The organism is Leifsonia sp. NPDC080035, assembly GCF_040050925.1.
Lineage (GTDB): Bacteria > Actinomycetota > Actinomycetes > Actinomycetales > Microbacteriaceae > Leifsonia.
Genome location: NZ_CP157390.1, coordinates 896482 through 911616, shown reverse-complemented (window position 1 = coordinate 911616; position 15135 = coordinate 896482). Strand labels below are relative to the sequence as shown.

General features: G+C 71.7%; 12 protein-coding genes. 4 read left to right on the top strand and 8 right to left on the bottom strand.

Features of this window, described 5'->3' with window-relative positions; translation table 11 throughout:
* Positions 1 to 6 precede the first annotated feature (6 nt).
* Positions 7 to 1587, bottom strand: coding sequence for a heme peroxidase family protein (locus tag AAME72_RS04390; RefSeq protein ID WP_348789019.1), 1581 nt, complete (start codon positions 1585 to 1587; stop codon positions 7 to 9).
* A gap of 219 nt (positions 1588 to 1806) precedes the next feature.
* On the opposite strand from AAME72_RS04390, the gene AAME72_RS04385 reads away from it, so the two are divergent.
* Complete coding sequence (locus AAME72_RS04385; protein WP_348789018.1) at positions 1807 to 3549, top strand: MFS transporter; 1743 nt, start codon at positions 1807 to 1809, stop codon at positions 3547 to 3549.
* Positions 3533 to 4003, top strand: coding sequence for a MarR family transcriptional regulator (locus tag AAME72_RS04380; RefSeq protein WP_348789017.1), 471 nt, complete (start codon positions 3533 to 3535; stop codon positions 4001 to 4003). Before AAME72_RS04385 ends, AAME72_RS04380 begins: the two co-directional genes overlap by 17 nt.
* Positions 4004 to 4107: 104 nt before the next feature.
* On the opposite strand, the gene AAME72_RS04375 is transcribed toward AAME72_RS04380, so the two are convergent.
* The 6 genes from AAME72_RS04375 to AAME72_RS04350 are packed head-to-tail and all read right to left on the bottom strand — an operon-like array spanning position 4108 to position 10274.
* Positions 4108 to 4884, bottom strand: a complete 777-nt coding sequence (locus AAME72_RS04375) for an energy-coupling factor transporter transmembrane component T (protein WP_348789016.1) — start codon at positions 4882 to 4884, stop codon at positions 4108 to 4110.
* On the bottom strand, positions 4881 to 6572 hold the full coding sequence (locus tag AAME72_RS04370; RefSeq protein ID WP_348789015.1) for an ABC transporter ATP-binding protein: 1692 nt from the start codon (positions 6570 to 6572) through the stop codon (positions 4881 to 4883). The genes AAME72_RS04375 and AAME72_RS04370 overlap by 4 nt, the downstream gene beginning before the upstream one ends.
* A 7-nt stretch (positions 6573 to 6579) precedes the next feature.
* Positions 6580 to 7182, bottom strand: coding sequence for an ECF transporter S component (locus tag AAME72_RS04365; protein WP_348789014.1), 603 nt, complete (start codon positions 7180 to 7182; stop codon positions 6580 to 6582).
* A 49-nt stretch (positions 7183 to 7231) separates the two neighbouring features.
* Entirely contained in the window at positions 7232 to 8788 is a 1557-nt protein-coding gene (locus tag AAME72_RS04360; protein ID WP_348789013.1) for an amino acid permease, read from the bottom strand.
* Positions 8789 to 8847: 59 nt separating this feature from the next.
* Positions 8848 to 9705: a DMT family transporter gene (locus AAME72_RS04355; protein ID WP_348789012.1), complete on the bottom strand. Its 858-nt coding sequence runs from the start codon at positions 9703 to 9705 to the stop codon at positions 8848 to 8850.
* Positions 9705 to 10274, bottom strand: coding sequence for a dihydrofolate reductase family protein (locus AAME72_RS04350; RefSeq protein WP_348789011.1), 570 nt, complete (start codon positions 10272 to 10274; stop codon positions 9705 to 9707). Before AAME72_RS04350 ends, AAME72_RS04355 begins: the two co-directional genes overlap by 1 nt.
* 88 nt (positions 10275 to 10362) lie before the next feature.
* Here AAME72_RS04350 and recQ point away from each other — a divergent pair, with 88 nt between their 5' ends.
* Positions 10363 to 12384: a DNA helicase RecQ gene (gene recQ, locus AAME72_RS04345; protein ID WP_348789010.1), complete on the top strand. Its 2022-nt coding sequence runs from the start codon at positions 10363 to 10365 to the stop codon at positions 12382 to 12384.
* 57 nt (positions 12385 to 12441) lie between these two features.
* Here the strand turns inward: recQ and AAME72_RS04340 are convergent, their stop codons facing one another.
* A complete protein-coding gene (locus AAME72_RS04340; RefSeq protein WP_348789009.1) occupies positions 12442 to 13896 on the bottom strand; it encodes a helix-turn-helix domain-containing protein in 1455 nt (484 codons plus the stop codon).
* A 130-nt stretch (positions 13897 to 14026) separates the two neighbouring features.
* On the opposite strand from AAME72_RS04340, the gene AAME72_RS04335 reads away from it, so the two are divergent.
* Positions 14027 to 15124: a Zn-dependent alcohol dehydrogenase gene (locus AAME72_RS04335; protein ID WP_348789008.1), complete on the top strand. Its 1098-nt coding sequence runs from the start codon at positions 14027 to 14029 to the stop codon at positions 15122 to 15124.
* Positions 15125 to 15135 lie beyond the last annotated feature (11 nt).

Below are 15135 nucleotides of genomic sequence, written 5' to 3'. Positions count from 1 at the left end.
GGCGCGCTACCCGACCGTCAGCGCGAGATTCACGACATCGGAGAGCGTGAACTCTCCCTCAACGGGCCCGAGGCTCGGCCTCCAGTTCGGTTCCACCGAAAGATAGCTCAGGTGATCGCCGGCGAGCAGCCCGATGAGCACCTCCGCCACGATCCGCCCGCCGACGGGACCGAGGCACTCGCCTGCGGCCCGCACCTCCGACTCCTTGAGGATGTAGTACCAGAGGGGCGTCCGTCCGCTCAGGTCGTCCACCGTCGTTTCCGCGAGGTGCACGCCGTCGAAGACCTGGGTCGGCGTCAGCGGCTCGATGCCCATCGCGCGCGAGACGTCCTCACCCGAGGGCAGGCCGAGGCGCTTGCCGCGGAGCAGGTTGCGGATGGCCAGCGACTGTGCGAGGTCGGCACCGCCGGCGGGCGTGACGAGCTCCGGCGCGGCGACCGACGCGGGAAGCGCCCTCAGCGGGGTGGCGATCTCCGCGTCGAGCTTGTAGCTCGGCTGCGGCAGCGTGGCGTCGGCCGGGTCGGAGCCGGTGATGCGGGGGAGGAGGAACGTCCAGTCCACTCCCCAGAACGCGGGCAGCGTCTTGAAGCCGTTCAGGCCACCGCGGTCGTGGCTCATGTCCGGAGTGAAGATCGGGATGCGCTGCGCCCCGTCGATCGCGGGGTCGGGGCGGGCGGTCCCGTTGATGAAGTAGCTCGGTCGCACGATCGAGTGCCCGAACCGGTAGGCCGCCACGCTGAACTCGAGGGGCATGAACGGGCTCTTCCGGTAGTGGTAGAACCGCAGCTTCGGGCGCTGCTGGCTGACGTGCGTCGCGGGTGAGGTCAGATAGCCCTCGTCGGGCAGGATGTCGGCCACGACATCGGCGCCGACCAGTCGCGGAAGGTAGTCGTGCACGACGGCCCACTGGTAGTGCCAGCGCACAAGCCGCTGCGCGTGCTTCAGGTGGTCGGCCGCCGACCAGCCGGGGAACTCGGCCGCGACGCGATCGACCACGGCGTTGTGGAAGCGCAGGAACACGGACTGCAACTGCGAGACGATGACGTTCTCGTCGTTGCGCGGGTCGCCGATGATGGCGCGCCCGTTGGCCGCGCGCGGCAGATCCGGTCCGCCGAGCGAATCCGACACCGACTGGCCGAGCGCGAGGTGGATGCCGTCGGAGTAGAGGTACGGCTGATCGGACGGTCCGCGGCCGTAGAGCGAGTCCAGGTCGAACTTCGGCGTGCGGAAGTTGACGATGGCGTTCGGGTCGTTCTGCCGGGTGAGGCTGGACGCCGGATCGAAGGTGATGTCGTGATCGATGAACTGGCCGAAGTAGGTGTACCCGGCGGGCAGGCGGAGTTCGCCCCCGAGTTTCGCGGTGTTCTCGTCCTCGTCGGGGACGCCGAGCTCTTTGGCAGGCTCCGGCGGCTGGATCATCGCTTTGCCGAGGTCGACAAGCGAGCCGTCGGCCACGTCGTACGTCGGTAGGTCGCGGAACATGCGGCCGTAGCGGCCGCCGTCGAAGCTCGACTCAGGGGTGGATTCGAGGCCTCGGGGCTGGGGTCCACCGTGCTCGCGCGCACCGGTGGGCGTCGTTGTGGACATGATTCCCCTCTTCTTCTTTTCTGGTGGGGTGGGTGACACGGTCGGTCTACTCCACACCCTGCCGATCGGCAAGAGGAATCCTCATGATTTCCCCGACGTTCATGAAGCGGCTTCCGATCTCTGCCGCAGGCGGCCTCTCGCGGATATATAGTTAACGCATATAAATCACCCGGATCTCTCCGCACCCGCCACGGAACGCACGACGAAGGACGCCTCCCCTTGCCCCGTACCGGCATCTTCACCAAGGACCACCCGCACTACCGCTGGGTGGCGCTCTCGAACACCACGCTCGGCATGCTCATGGCGACGATCAACTCGTCGATCGTCATCATCTCGCTGCCCGCCATCTTCACCGGCATCAAGCTGAACCCGCTCGAGCCCGGCAACGTCTCGTACCTGCTCTGGATGCTGATGGGCTACATGCTCGTCACCGCGGTCCTCGTCGTGATGTTCGGCAGGATGGGCGACCAGTTCGGCCGCGTGCGCATCTACAACCTCGGCTTCGTCATCTTCACCGTCGCCGCGATCGCCCTCTGCCTCGACCCGTTCAGCGGGGGACCGGGCGCGATGTGGCTGATCGCCTGGCGGTTCGTGCAGGGGGTCGGCGGCGCGATGCTGTTCGCCAACTCCACCGCGATCCTCACCGACGCGTTCCCGGCCAACAAGCGCGGCTTCGCGCTCGGCCTCAACCAGGTCGCCGCCATCGCGGGATCGTTCATCGGCCTCATCCTCGGCGGCGTGCTCGCCGAGATCGACTGGCGCGCGGTGTTTTTCGTGTCGGTGCCGTTCGGCATCATCGGTACCATCTGGTCGTTCAAGTCGCTGCACGAGGTCGGTCAGAAGAACCCCGGTCGCATCGACTGGCTCGGCAACGCCACCTTCGGCATCGGCCTGATCGCGCTGCTCACCGGCATCACGTACGGCATCCAGCCCTACGGCGACTCCTCCCAGGGCTGGGGCAACCCGTGGGTGCTCGGCTCGATCATCGGCGGGCTCGTGCTGCTCGCCGCCTTCGTGTTCGTCGAGCTGAAGGTGCCGTCACCGATGTTCGACATGCGGCTGTTCCGCATCCGCGCCTTCTCCTCCGGCATCTTCGCCGGCTTCCTCGCCGCGATCGGCCGAGGCGGACTGCAGTTCATGCTGATCATCTGGCTGCAGGGGATCTGGCTGCCGCTGCACGGCTACAGCTACGAGTCGACGCCGCTCTGGGCGGGCATCTACATGCTCCCGATCACGATCGGCTTCCTGATCGCCGGGCCGATCTCCGGCGCGCTGTCCGACCGGTTCGGGTCGCGCGCGTTCGCCACGGTCGGGCTGGTGCTCGTGGCGGCGACCTTCGTCGGCCTGCTGCTCATCCCGGTGAACTTCGAGTACTGGCAGTTCGCCCTGCTCACCGGCCTGAACGGCATCGGCTCCGGTCTGTTCTCCTCGCCGAACCGCACGGCGATCATGAACAGCGTGCCGCCGAACGAGCGCGGCGCCGCATCCGGTATGGCTGGAGTCGCCCTCAACGCCGGAAGCTCCCTCTCCATCGGCATCTTCTTCTCGCTGATGATCGCGGGCCTCTCGGTCGCGCTGCCGACCGCCCTGACCACCGGGCTGACCTCGCACGGCGTTCCGCAGAACATCGCGGCGCAGATCGGGAACACCCCGCCGGTGGGCAGCCTGTTCGCCGCCTTCCTCGGCTACAACCCCATCCAGAGCCTGCTCGGCCCGACCGGGATCCTGCAGGCCCCGCACGTGGACGGCAGCATCCTGACGGGCAAGGAGTTCTTCCCGCAGCTGATCTCCGGCCCCTTCCACGACGGCCTCGTGGTGGTCTTCATCGCGGCCGCGGTCATGAGCATCATCGGCGCCGTGGCGTCGTTCCTCGGCGGAGGCAAGTATGTTCATGAGGAGGCCGTCGCGTCCGTGCGACCGGCCCACGAGGAGGGCGAGGAAGTCGGTGCGGGACGCGCATGAGGATTCGGGACTGACGGGACGGCCGACGACCGGCGACAACGACGTCCCCGGTCGTCTGGCCCTGGCCGTCGGACGGCTGAACCGCCGCATCCGCTCGGCGACGGGCGGGCTCTCCCACGGGCAGCTGTCGGCGCTCTCCACCATCGTCCGGCGCGGACCGCTCCGGCCGAGCGAGATCGCGGCGATCGAGGTAGTCGCGGCCCCCACCATCACGCGGGTGGTCTCCGATCTGGAATCGCGCGGCCTCGTGCAGCGCACGCCTGATCCGGACGACGGCCGCTCGTTCTTCGTCTCCGGCACCGACGAGGGCATCGAGCTGCTGCTCGCCGCCCGCTCGGACCGAGCGCGCGCCGTCGCCGCCATCCTCGACGAGCTGGACCCGGACCAGGTGGAGGCGCTGCGCGCCGCCCTTCCCGCCCTCGAGCGGGCCGCACAGGTCGCCCGTCCCGCCTGACCCTCGCCGGTTCCCGCCGGTGCAGGCCGCCGAGCACAGGAAAAGTGTCGCGTTTCGCGCTGAAACGGAGCACTTTCCCTGTGCTCGCCGGCCTGGGGTGCGGGTCAGGGGGCGAGGAAGAGCGCGAGGGTGAGGAGCCAGAGGGTGGCGGTGAAGAGGGTATCGCGGGGGCGCCAGCGGGACGGTGTCCGCTCGGTGCGGGTGGGATGCGCGCCGAACGCCCGCGACTCCATCGCGAGCGCCATCCGGTCGGCGTGCCGGATGCTCGACGCCAGCAGCGGGACGACCGCCTCCAGCGGCCCCCGCAACCGGCCGACCCCGCGCACCCGCTGCGCCTGCCGGATCACCACCAGCTCGCTGCGGAACCGCGGCAGGAACCGGTACGCCGCGATCGCCGTGTAGCCGATCCGGTACGGCACCCGCAGCTGCGCCACCAGCGCCCGCGCCAGGTCCGGCCCGGTCGTCGTCAGCCCGCCGACGAGGGCGAGCGTCACCAGGGCCGTCAGCCGGAGGGCGGTCGCCAGTCCGATCGCGAACGCGCCCGCCGTGTAGGTGTACGCGCCGATCGTGAACAGCGGGATGCTGTCGGCGACCCGGGAGGGGTCCGTCCAGAACCCGAAGCTCAGCGCCATCACCAGCACCACGACCGGGATGCCGACGAGCAGCGCCACCACGACCGCCGCGCGCAGTCGCGCCCCCACGAGCAGCAGCAGCACCGCGGCCACGATCGCGATCAGCGGGGTCAGCACGTCCCGCGTGAAGAGCAGGCCGATCCACGCGGGCAGGATCGCCGCGACCTTCGCGAGCGGGTTGAGGTGGTGCAGGAAGCGGCCGCGCGGCGGAGCGCCGGTTCCGTACGGGTCGGCGGAGAGGAACGTCACGCGTCACCGCCCGGCAGGTCGCGGAGCCGGGTGACGCCCCGGAGCGGATCGGGGACGCCCGGCGCGCTGAGCGCGGTCGCGAGCGGCGGGCGTCGCAGGCCGTTCCGCCGCAGGAGGTGGTCGTCGCGGAGGACGTCCGCGGCCGTCCCGTGGGCGGCGAGCCTGCCGTCCGCGACGATCGCGACGTGGCTGGCGTACTCCGCGGCGAGGCCGAGGTCGTGGGTCACGATGACGACGGTGGTGCCGTCGGCGTTCAGTCGCGCGAGCATCCCGAGCAGTTCGGCGGCTCTTGCGCGGTCCTGGCCGAAGGTGGGCTCGTCGAGCACGAGCAGCGGCGCTCCGGCGATGAGCGCCGTTCCGACAGAGAGCCGGCGCTTCTGGCCGCCGGAGAGCAGGAAGGGATGCGCGTCCCGCTGCTCGGCCAGTCCGAGCGTCGCGAGCATCCCATCCACCCGGGCGGCGACCTCGTCGGCCGGGAGGCCGCGGAGCCCGAAGGCGAGTTCGTCCGCCACGCTGTGCCGGACGAACTGGTGCTCCGGGTTCTGGAAGACGAAGCCGACGCGGTCGGCCACGACCGTCCCGCGCGGCACGCGGAGCAGCCCGGCGATCGCCTGGACGAGCGTGGTCTTCCCCGCGCCGTTCGGTCCCACGACGGCGAGGAAGTCGCCGCGGCGGACCGTGAGCGTCACGTCGCGCAGCACCTCCCGTCGGCCGCGGCGGACGGAGAGGCGCCGCACGCTGACCGCGGCGGCGCTCTCGGGGATGGACGCATCGGCCTGGTCGGCTGGCGCGGCACGCCCCGCGGCACCCGCCATCGCCCCGAGTCCCGCCAACGCCTCCACCGGCAGTCCGCTCAGCGCCTCCGACAGCTCGCCCGGCGTGACCGGCAGCGGCTCGATCGGCACCCCCGCGCGGCGGAGCCGGAGTCCGGCGAGCGTCGCGGTCGGCAGCCACACCCCCAACGCGAGCAGCTCCTCCGCACGCGAGCGGAGCACGTCGGCCGCGGGGCCGCTGGCCACCATCCGGGCGTCGCCGTCGAGCACGAGCACCGTGTCCACGATCGCCATCGCCGCATCCAGGTTGTGCTCGACGAGAACGATCGCCCGGTCCAGGTCCGCGAGGATGCCGTAGAGCTCCTCCGCACCGGCCGGGTCGAGGTTCGCCGTCGGCTCGTCGAGCACGAGCAGGGGAGCATCCAGGGCGAGTGCGCAGGCGATCGCGAGGCGCTGCTTGCCGCCGCCCGACAGCGTGTCAGGGTCGTCCGCCCTGCGCTCCCACAGCCCGACCGCTCGCAACGCCGCCTCGGCCCTGCGCAGCACCTCGTCGGCCGGCAGCAGCCGGTTCTCGGGTCCGAAGCAGACCTCGTCGAGCACGGTCCCGGTGACGATCTGGGCGTCAGGGTCCTGGAAGACCATCCCGACGTGCTCGCTCAGCTCCGCCACCCGCGCGCTCGCCGTGTCCGTTCCGCCGACCGTGACCGTCCCCTCGATCACGGCGGGGACCGCGTGCGGGATGAGCCCGTTCAGCGCGAGCGCGAGCGTCGACTTCCCGCAGCCGCTCGGCCCGAGCACCAGCAGCACCTCACCCGGAGCGACGTCGAGGTCGACGCCGTCCGGCGTCCACGAGCCGGCGCCGTCGTGCTGGATGCGCACGCCGCGCGCACGCAGGAGTGCCGCCGTCGCGGGCATCCCGGCCTCAGGCGGCCGTCATCGGCAGCGCGTCGCGGTCGCGGCCCTGGCGAGTGCGCGGGCGGACGACCGGCAGCTGCAGGCCGCGGCCGGCGCCGGTGCGGTCGAGTCCCTTCGCGACCGTGCGGCCGATCCAGGTGAAGAGGATGGGGCTCGCCACGAACAGCCCGACGTGCACGATCTGCACCCACGGCGCCGCCTGTTCGGCGCCCTGGGCGACGAACACCCCGAGCCCGAAGAGCAGCCCGGCGATCGTCACCGCCAGGTAGAACAGCCAGGCCTTCCAGTACCGGTAGAGCGTGACGGCGAACGGCACCTCCTGCAGCAGCCCGATGGATCCGGCGGCCATGACCGCCATGAAGCCGATCGGCTGGAACGGAACGGAGACGAGACCCGCGATCACCGAGGTGATGAGGGCGACGCCGCCCCGCCGCAGCAGTGCCTGCGCCACAACGCCGGGCAGGAAGTAGACGCCGATGACCGCGCCGTAGAACATGGGCGCGGCGGCGGCGAGGGTCCCGGAGATGTAGGCGGACACCGAGAACACGATTCCGCCCGCGACGCCGATGGCGGCGCAGGTGAGCAGGAGGCGGGTGCTGGTGTTCGTCATGGCATCACCAGCCTAGGAGAGGTAAGGCTTGCCTTACAACGTTGCCGGCTCAGCCGCGGTCGCGGCGACGGCGCCGGGGCGGCCGCGCCGCGATCACGGGGTGCGCGCCGGTATAGCCCTGCCGCTGCTGCGCGATCTCGAGGATGCGCGACCGCTGCGCGTACCAGCCGAGGATGAGCAGCGGGATGATGACGACCAGCGAGGCCACCGTCCAGGTGCCGGTCGGGTAGTCGAAGGCCATCAGCACCAGCACCGCGAGCAGGAACAGCAGGGTGAGGTAGGCGGTGAACGGCGCCCCGAACAGCCGGAACGACGGCCGTGCGATCTTGCCCTGCAGCGCCCACCGCCGCAGCTGCATCTGGCAGAGCACGATCATCGCCCAGCTGGTGATGATCCCGAGCGACGCGACGTTCAGGACGATGTTGAACGCCTCCGCGGGCACCACCAGGTTGAGGAAGACGCCGAGCACGCCGATGCAGGCCGTGAGCAGGATGCCGCCGTAGGGGACGCCCCGCGTGTTCATGCGTCCGGTGAAGCCGGGGGCGGCACCGGTCTGCGCCATCGAGTGCAGGATGCGGCCTGTCGAGTACATCCCGGCGTTCAGGCTGGAGAGCGCCGCGGTCAGCACGACGAAGTTCATCACGGAGCCGACGATCGCGCTCAGCTCCGGTCCGCCGAGGTGGCTGAAGAACGTGACGAACGGGCTCTCGCTCCCGCTGTACGCGCTGGCCGGGAGAAGCAGAGCGAGCAGCAGCACCGAGCCGCAGTAGAACACGGCGATGCGGAACACCACGCTGTTGATCGCGCGCGGCATGACCTTCTCCGGCTCCGCGGTCTCACCGGCGGCGATGCCGACGAGCTCGATGGCCGCGTAGGCGAAGACCACGCCCTGCACGAGCACGATGGCCATGCCGATCGTGGCGACGCCGTGCGGGAGCAGCCAGCCGTTGGCCGCGAGCATCGCGATGCCCGTCGGTCCCTCGTCGGTCGGCCAGCCGGCCGCGAGAACGACGATGCCGACGACCAGGAAGGCGACGAGCGCACCCACCTTGATCAGCGCGAACCAGAACTCCATCTCGCCGAACACCTTCACCGAGATCAGGTTGAGGCTGACCACGACCACGAGCGCGATGAGGGCGAGCAGCCACTGCGGCACCGCCGAGAACGCGCTCCAGTACTTGACGTAGAGCGCGACGGCGGTGGAGTCGACGATCGCCGTCATCGCCCAGTTGAGGAAGTACATCCAGCCGGCGACGTACGCCATCTTCTCGCCGTAGAACTCGCGGGCGTACGACACGAACGAGCCGGACGACGGACGGTGCAGCACGAGCTCGCCGAGCGCGCGCAGCACCAGGAAGGCGAAGAAACCGCACACCGCGTACACGAGCACCAGCAGCGGGCCGCCCTGCTCCAGCCGCCCGCCCGCGCCGAGGAACAGGCCGGTTCCGATCGCGCCGCCGATGGCGATCATCTGCAGCTGCCGCGCGGAGAGGGTCTTGTGGTACCCCTCCTGCTCGCTCGAGAAGTCCTGGACCGACTGGCTGACGTCGCCCAGGTGCTCGTGGCGGTTCTCCAGCTCCCCTGCCGGATCGTGCGGTGTCGTCATTGCGGCGCGCCCTTCGTTCGTCCCCCGTACAGGGTACGCGTGGGGCGCGTTCGCGGCCGTCACGCCACGGAGAGCATCCCGGCCGCGGTGATCGCCAGTACCAGTCCCACCCACTGCACCGCGGCGATGCGCTCCCGCAGCACGAAGGCGGCGAGCAGGATGGTCCCGGCAGGGTAGAGGGCGACCAGGACGGACATCGTCGACAGCTCGCCGATCCGCAGGCCCAGCAGGATGAGCACGTTGGCGGAGGCGTCAAGGAGGCCGGCGCCGGCCGCGAGCGCCGCCCCGCGCCGGGTGAACCCGGCGCCGCCGGCTCCGCCGCGGGCACGCAGGACCAGGATGCCGACGACCGTCCACATGATCGCGCCGTTCACCGTGCGGTTGGCGATCAGCGGCACGAGTCCGGAGTCGGCAGGGGTCTGGTCGAGGAGGATGAGGAAGACCCCGATGAGCGCGCCCGCCGCCACCGCCATCAGCAGCGCGCGTCCACTCGGCCGCACGGCGCCGCGCTCCGGCACGAAGCCGACGAGCACCACCGCCACCAGTGCGAGACCCAGGGCGACGTAGCCGATCGGCGCGAACCGGTCCCCGCCGATGAGACCCCACGCCAGCGGCACGACCGCGGACACCAGGGCCGTCAGCGGCGACAGGATGCTCATCGGCCCGAGCGCGAGGCACGCGTAGAGGAGGGCGACCGCGACCGTCCCGACCGCGCCGGAGAGCGCGCCCCAGCCGACCGCGGAGGCGGACCAGACGCCGCCGACGAAGGGCAGTGCGATCAGCAGCAGGACGAGCCCGCTCACGGCGCCCGTCGCCGTGGTGCGCACCGGCCCGATGCGCCGGGAGGCGACGCCGCCGACGAAGTCGGCCGACCCGTAGACGAGAGCGCTGACCAGGCCGAGCAGTGCGGCCGGCATCAGCTCCCGGCCAGGCGGTAGGTGTGGAGGACCGCGCCGCTGGAGAAGCGGTCGAGTTCGGTGAGCTCGAACGCCCACTTCTCTCGGTCGTCAGGGAAGATCCGCTTTCCTCCGCCGAGCAGCACGGGGTAGACAAGCAGCCGCAGCTCGTCGACGAGGCCCCAGACGATGAGCGACCGGGCGAGCGTCGCGCTGCCCGCGAGCAGGATCGGGCCGCCGTCGGCATCCTTGAGCGCGGCCACCCCCGCGCGCACCCCGCCCGGGGCGTCGAGCCGTTCGGCCCTCCAGCCGAGCTCGTCGGTGCGGGTGGTGACCACGGTCTTCGGCATCGCGTTCATCTTCTCCGCGAAGGCGCCGTCGCGGCCGGGCCACGCCTCGGCGAACTGCTCGAACGTCCGCCTGCCGAGCAGCAGGGACTCCGCCTCCTGCGTCTCCCGCAGCTTGTACGCGAAGAGGTCGTCCGCGCCGTACGGGATGGTCCAGCCGGCGTGCGGATGTCCGGCCTCGCCGCCCGGCGCCTCGACGACGCCGTCAAGGCTCAGGAACTCGGTCACGATCAGCCGGCGCATGCGCCGATGCTACCGTGCGGCTCGGCGGGTTATCCACAGGGCGCCCGCGTCCCAGGCTCGCGTCGGACGCGGTCGTTACGATCGAGGGATGAGCTGGAACACCTGGGTGCCCGACGACCGGGACGCGCCGCCCCTCGACGAGGAGCCGCCGCCGCCGGACTTCGCGGACGACCCGTACGCCGACGGCGGGTGGGCGACGGCGGTGCCCGGTGCCCCGGCCATGTCTGCCGCCGGCACGCGCGCCGCGCCTGCAGCGCCTGCAGCGCCGGCTGCGCCCGTGATCCGCGCGACCCCGCCGCGGTTCGCCGATCCCGCCGAGGCGCTGCGGGCCGTCTTCGGCTACGACTCGTTCCGCGGCCAGCAGGCCGCCATCATCGACCGCGTGGTGTCCGGCGGAGACGCCGTCGTGCTCATGCCGACCGGCGGCGGCAAGTCGCTTTGCTACCAGATCCCGTCGCTCGTGCGCGAGGGCACCGGCGTGGTCGTCTCGCCGCTGATCGCGCTCATGCAGGACCAGGTGGATGCGCTGACCGCGGTCGGCGTCCGGGCCGCATTCCTGAACTCCACACAGGACCCGGCGCAGCGCGCCACCGTCGAGCGGGCGTACCTCGCGGGCGAGCTGGACATCCTCTACGTCGCCCCCGAGCGACTCTCCAGCGAGGCGACCAAGCGCTTCCTCGAGCGCGGCCGCATCGCCCTGTTCGCCATCGACGAGGCCCACTGCGTCTCGCAGTGGGGGCACGACTTCCGGCCCGACTACCTCGCCCTGTCCGAGCTCGCCGAGCGTTGGCCGGACGTGCCGCGCATCGCGCTCACCGCCACCGCGACCGAGGCGACGCACAAGGAGCTGACCGAGCGCCTGAGGCTGGAGCAGGCGGAGCACTTCGTCTCCGACTTCGACCGGCCGAACATCCAGTACCGCATCGTGCCGAAGGCGGAGGTGCGCAAGCAACTGCTGGACTTCATCACGGTCGAGCATCCCGGTGAGGCGGGCATCGTCTACGCGCTCTCCCGCAACTCCGTCGAGCGGACGGCGGAGTTCCTGTCCTCCCGCGGCCTGACCGCCCTGCCGTACCACGCCGGTCTCGACGCGCGGCTGCGCGCGCAGACCCAGTCCCGGTTCCTGCGCGAGGACGGCGTGATCGTGGTGGCGACCATCGCGTTCGGCATGGGGATCGACAAGCCGGATGTGCGGTTCGTCGCGCACGTCGACCTGCCCAAGTCGGTCGAGGGCTACTACCAGGAGACCGGTCGCGCCGGACGCGACGGCCTGCCGTCCACCGCCTGGCTCGCCTACGGCCTGCAGGACGTCGTGCAGCAGCGCAGGATGATCGACGACTCCCCGGGCGACCTGGCGCACCGGCGGCGGATGACGCAGCACCTGGATGCGATGCTCGCGCTCTGCGAGACGGTGCAGTGCCGCCGCGTCAACCTGCTGAACTACTTCGGCCAGCGCGCGGAGCCGTGCGGCAACTGCGACACCTGCCTCACCCCGCCGGAGAGCTGGGACGGCACGGTCCCCGCGCAGAAGCTGCTCTCCACCGTGGTGCGGCTGAAGCGCGAGCGGAACCAGCGTTTCGGTGCCGGCCACCTCGTCGACATCCTGCGCGGCAAGCGCACCGCTCGCGTCGAGCAGTACGGTCACGACGCCCTCGCGACGTGGGGCATCGGCGAGGACCTGAACGAGAGCCAGTGGCGCGGCGTGGTCCGCCAGCTGATCGCGCAGGAGCTGCTGAAGCCGGAGGGGGAGTACGGCGTGCTGACGCTGACCCCCGCGAGCGCCGCCGTGCTCTCCGGGGAGCGTCAGGTGGTGCTCCGCCGCGAGCCCGACCGGCCGGAACGCGCGTCGCGGTCCTCGCGCAGCACCGTCGCGGCCGATCTCGCGCCCGGCGACCAGCCGCTCTTCGAGGCGCTGCGCTCGTGGCGGGCCGGGCAGGCGCGCGAGCAGGGCGTTCCCGCCTACATCGTCTTCGGCGACGCGACCCTGCGTGCCGTGGCGTCCGCGCGCCCGGCGAGCATGGCCGACCTCGACGGCATCAGCGGCATCGGTGCGAAGAAGCGCGAGGCCTACGGCGAGGCGTTGCTGGAGGTCGTCGCCGCGAACGCGTAACGAGGTCGTTTGGTGAGAGGTGAGAAGACGCCCTCATCGAACGCGGAATAGCGGCATCTACTCACTCCTCGGCGTCATCAAGGCGAGCGCGCGCAGGGCCAGCCATGCCGCGGTGCGGTCGTCGGCGTCCGCCATCGAGAGTCCCGTCAGCTCCTCGACGCGGTGGATGCGCGCGGTGAGCGTCTGCCGGTGCACGCCGAGGCGCTCCGCCGTCACGCCCCACGCGCCGTTCTCCGCCAGGTACACCCGCAGCGTCTCGGTCAGCTCGCCGTGCTCGCCGTCGTGCTCGCCGCCGGCCTCGCGGAGCGGATCGAGCAGGTGCGCCACCCGGCGCGCATCCCCGTCGCCCAGCCGGTCGATCACGTACTGCACCGTGGGGATGGTCCGGTAGCGCACGACGCGCCGTCCCTCCGCCCGCGCCGCCTCGACCGCCTGGCGCGCCTCGGCGGCGCTGCGGCCCAGCGCGTCGGTCGGCGCGGGCGAGCCGATGCCGAGGAACATCGCGGACGAGTACGCGTCCACCCGCGACGCGAGGGCATCCACGTGGTCGTCGCGCAGGAACCCGGTGACCGTCCCGCGGTCGGCGGTGTGGATGTGCGCAGCGCCGAGCTCGTCCAGCCAGTGCGACACCAGGCGCTCCACCTCGACCGAGGCCGAGCGCGCCGTCAGCACGAACCCCGTCAGCGAGGTCTCGTGGACGCCCCACTTGCGCAGCAGGGCGGGAGCGGCGTCGCCGCCGCCGAGCAGCGCATCCACCATCACGGCCCGCCCGAGCCGCTCGGTGCGGGTCGGGTCGTCCGTGCGCAGCAGCAGGTCGAGCAGCGCCGCGGCCTGCGAGCCGAGCTCGCGCGCCCGGCTCGACGCCTCGGTGCGCGAGCTGACCACGAGCTGCGCGGAGAGGTCCTCGCCGGGTCCCACCGCGTGCACCTGGAGGCCGCGATGCCGCACGCGCACCGGGCGGCCGAGGGCGACGGCGATCGCATCCTGGATGTGCAGGCCGCCCGCGCCCGCCGTGGTGATGACCTGCCCGTGCCGGTCGAGCAGCACCGCCCAGCCGTCGATGCGGTGGGCCAGCTCCGCGACGACGCCCGATGCTCCGCCGCGCCGTGCCGCAAGCGTCAGCACCTTCATCGCCGTGGTCACCGCGCGGTCCTCCGCCGCCTGGTCGACTGCCAGCAGCGCGGTGAGCAGGGGCGCCAGCAGCTCGTCGGAGGGGCCTGCGCCGAGGATGGCCGTTGCGCCGGCCGCCTCGACCGTCCGCCGGGCGGCCGCACCCCCGGCGTGCGTCACCAGCACCGCCTGCCGCAGCGACGCGGCCCTCGGCGACCCGTCGCCGAGGGCGTCGGCGAGACGCCGCCCCGGCACGACCACGAGGGTCGCGAAGCCGGGGTGCCCCACCACCGAGAAGTCGTCGAGCCCCACCACCTCGTCCACCGGCGTTCCGGGCGTTCTGGGCCCGTCGACGAGCTCGCCGCCGAGGGAACGGACGATGGAGGCGATGTCGCGGGTCACCCGCCAAGTGTACGGAATGTCGATCCCGAGCACCCGCGTCCACAGTTTTGTCGAATGACAGTCCGCGCTCCGGCTTCCTAGCATCGAGCGAGGTCCCGAACCCGCCGGACACGAACACCTGAGGAGCACCATGAAGGCCGTCGTCTTCCGCGACCCGTCGTCCCCGATCGAGTACACCGACGTCGAGCTCGCGGCACCGGGCCCCGGCGAGGTCCGCGTGAAGATCGCCGCCGCCGGCGTCTGCCACTCCGACCTGCACGTCAAGCGCGGCGAGTGGGACGCCCCTGCCCCGCTGGTGATGGGACACGAGGGCTCCGGCGTCGTCACCGAGCTCGGCGACGGGGTCACCTCGCTCGCCGTCGGCGACCACGTCGTCCTCAGCTGGGTGCCGCCGTGCGGCGAGTGCCGGTACTGCCGCTCCGGCCACGAGGCGCGCTGCCAGAAGGTCGCCACGGTCGTCGCGCCCAAGGGCGTCCTCTTCGACGGCACCTCGCGGCTGTCCCGCGACGGCGAGCAGGTGCACCACTACCTCGGCGTCTCCTCGTTCGCCGAGGAGGTCGTCGTCCCGGCCTCCGGCGCCGTCAAGGTGCGCGACGACGCGCCGCTCGACGTGATCGCCGTCGTCGGCTGCGCGGTCGCCACCGGCGTCGGCGCTGTCCTGAACACGGCCGCCGTCGAGCCCGGCTCGACCGTCGCCGTGATCGGCTGCGGCGGCGTCGGCCTCAATGTCGTCCAGGGCGCGAAGCTCGCAGGCGCCGAGCGCATCGTCGCGATCGATGTGCTCGCCGACAAGACCCAGATGGCGCTCCAGTTCGGCGCCACCGACCGCATCGACGCCTCGCAGGCGGACGCGGTCGACCAGCTCTTCGAGCTCATCCCGGACGGCGTGGACTACGCCTTCGACGCGATCGGCCGCACCTCCACCACCGAGCAGGCCATCCGGATGCTCGGCCTCGGCGGCGCCGCCGTCATCGTCGGCCTGCCGCCGACGGGCGCGAAGGCCTCGTTCGAGCCGCTCGTGCTCGCGGAGGCGGACCAGCGCATCCTCGGCTCCAACTACGGCTCGGTGCGCCCCTCCATCGACATCCCCGCGCTGGTGGACCGCTACATGGACGGCCAGCTCAAGCTCGACCCGCTGATCTCGGGCCGGCGCCCCCTCGCCGAGGCCGCCGACGCCTTCGACGACCTCGAGAAGGGCTCGGTCCTGCGCACCCTGCTCATCCCGTAGGACCCGTAGCA

What these genes read in the sequence shown, in the direction of transcription:
- AAME72_RS04390 (WP_348789019.1), bottom strand. Translation starts at nt 1,587, where the DNA reads ATGTCCACAACGACGCCCACCGGTGCGCGCGAGCACGGTGGACCCCAG.
- AAME72_RS04370 (WP_348789015.1), bottom strand. Translation starts at nt 6,572, where the DNA reads ATGCCCGCGACGGCGGCACTCCTGCGTGCGCGCGGCGTGCGCATCCAG.
- AAME72_RS04365 (WP_348789014.1), bottom strand. Translation starts at nt 7,182, where the DNA reads ATGACGAACACCAGCACCCGCCTCCTGCTCACCTGCGCCGCCATCGGC.
- AAME72_RS04360 (WP_348789013.1), bottom strand. Translation starts at nt 8,788, where the DNA reads ATGACGACACCGCACGATCCGGCAGGGGAGCTGGAGAACCGCCACGAG.
- AAME72_RS04355 (WP_348789012.1), bottom strand. Translation starts at nt 9,705, where the DNA reads ATGCCGGCCGCACTGCTCGGCCTGGTCAGCGCTCTCGTCTACGGGTCG.
- AAME72_RS04350 (WP_348789011.1), bottom strand. Translation starts at nt 10,274, where the DNA reads ATGCGCCGGCTGATCGTGACCGAGTTCCTGAGCCTTGACGGCGTCGTC.
- recQ (WP_348789010.1), top strand. Translation starts at nt 10,363, where the DNA reads ATGAGCTGGAACACCTGGGTGCCCGACGACCGGGACGCGCCGCCCCTC.
- AAME72_RS04335 (WP_348789008.1), top strand. Translation starts at nt 14,027, where the DNA reads ATGAAGGCCGTCGTCTTCCGCGACCCGTCGTCCCCGATCGAGTACACC.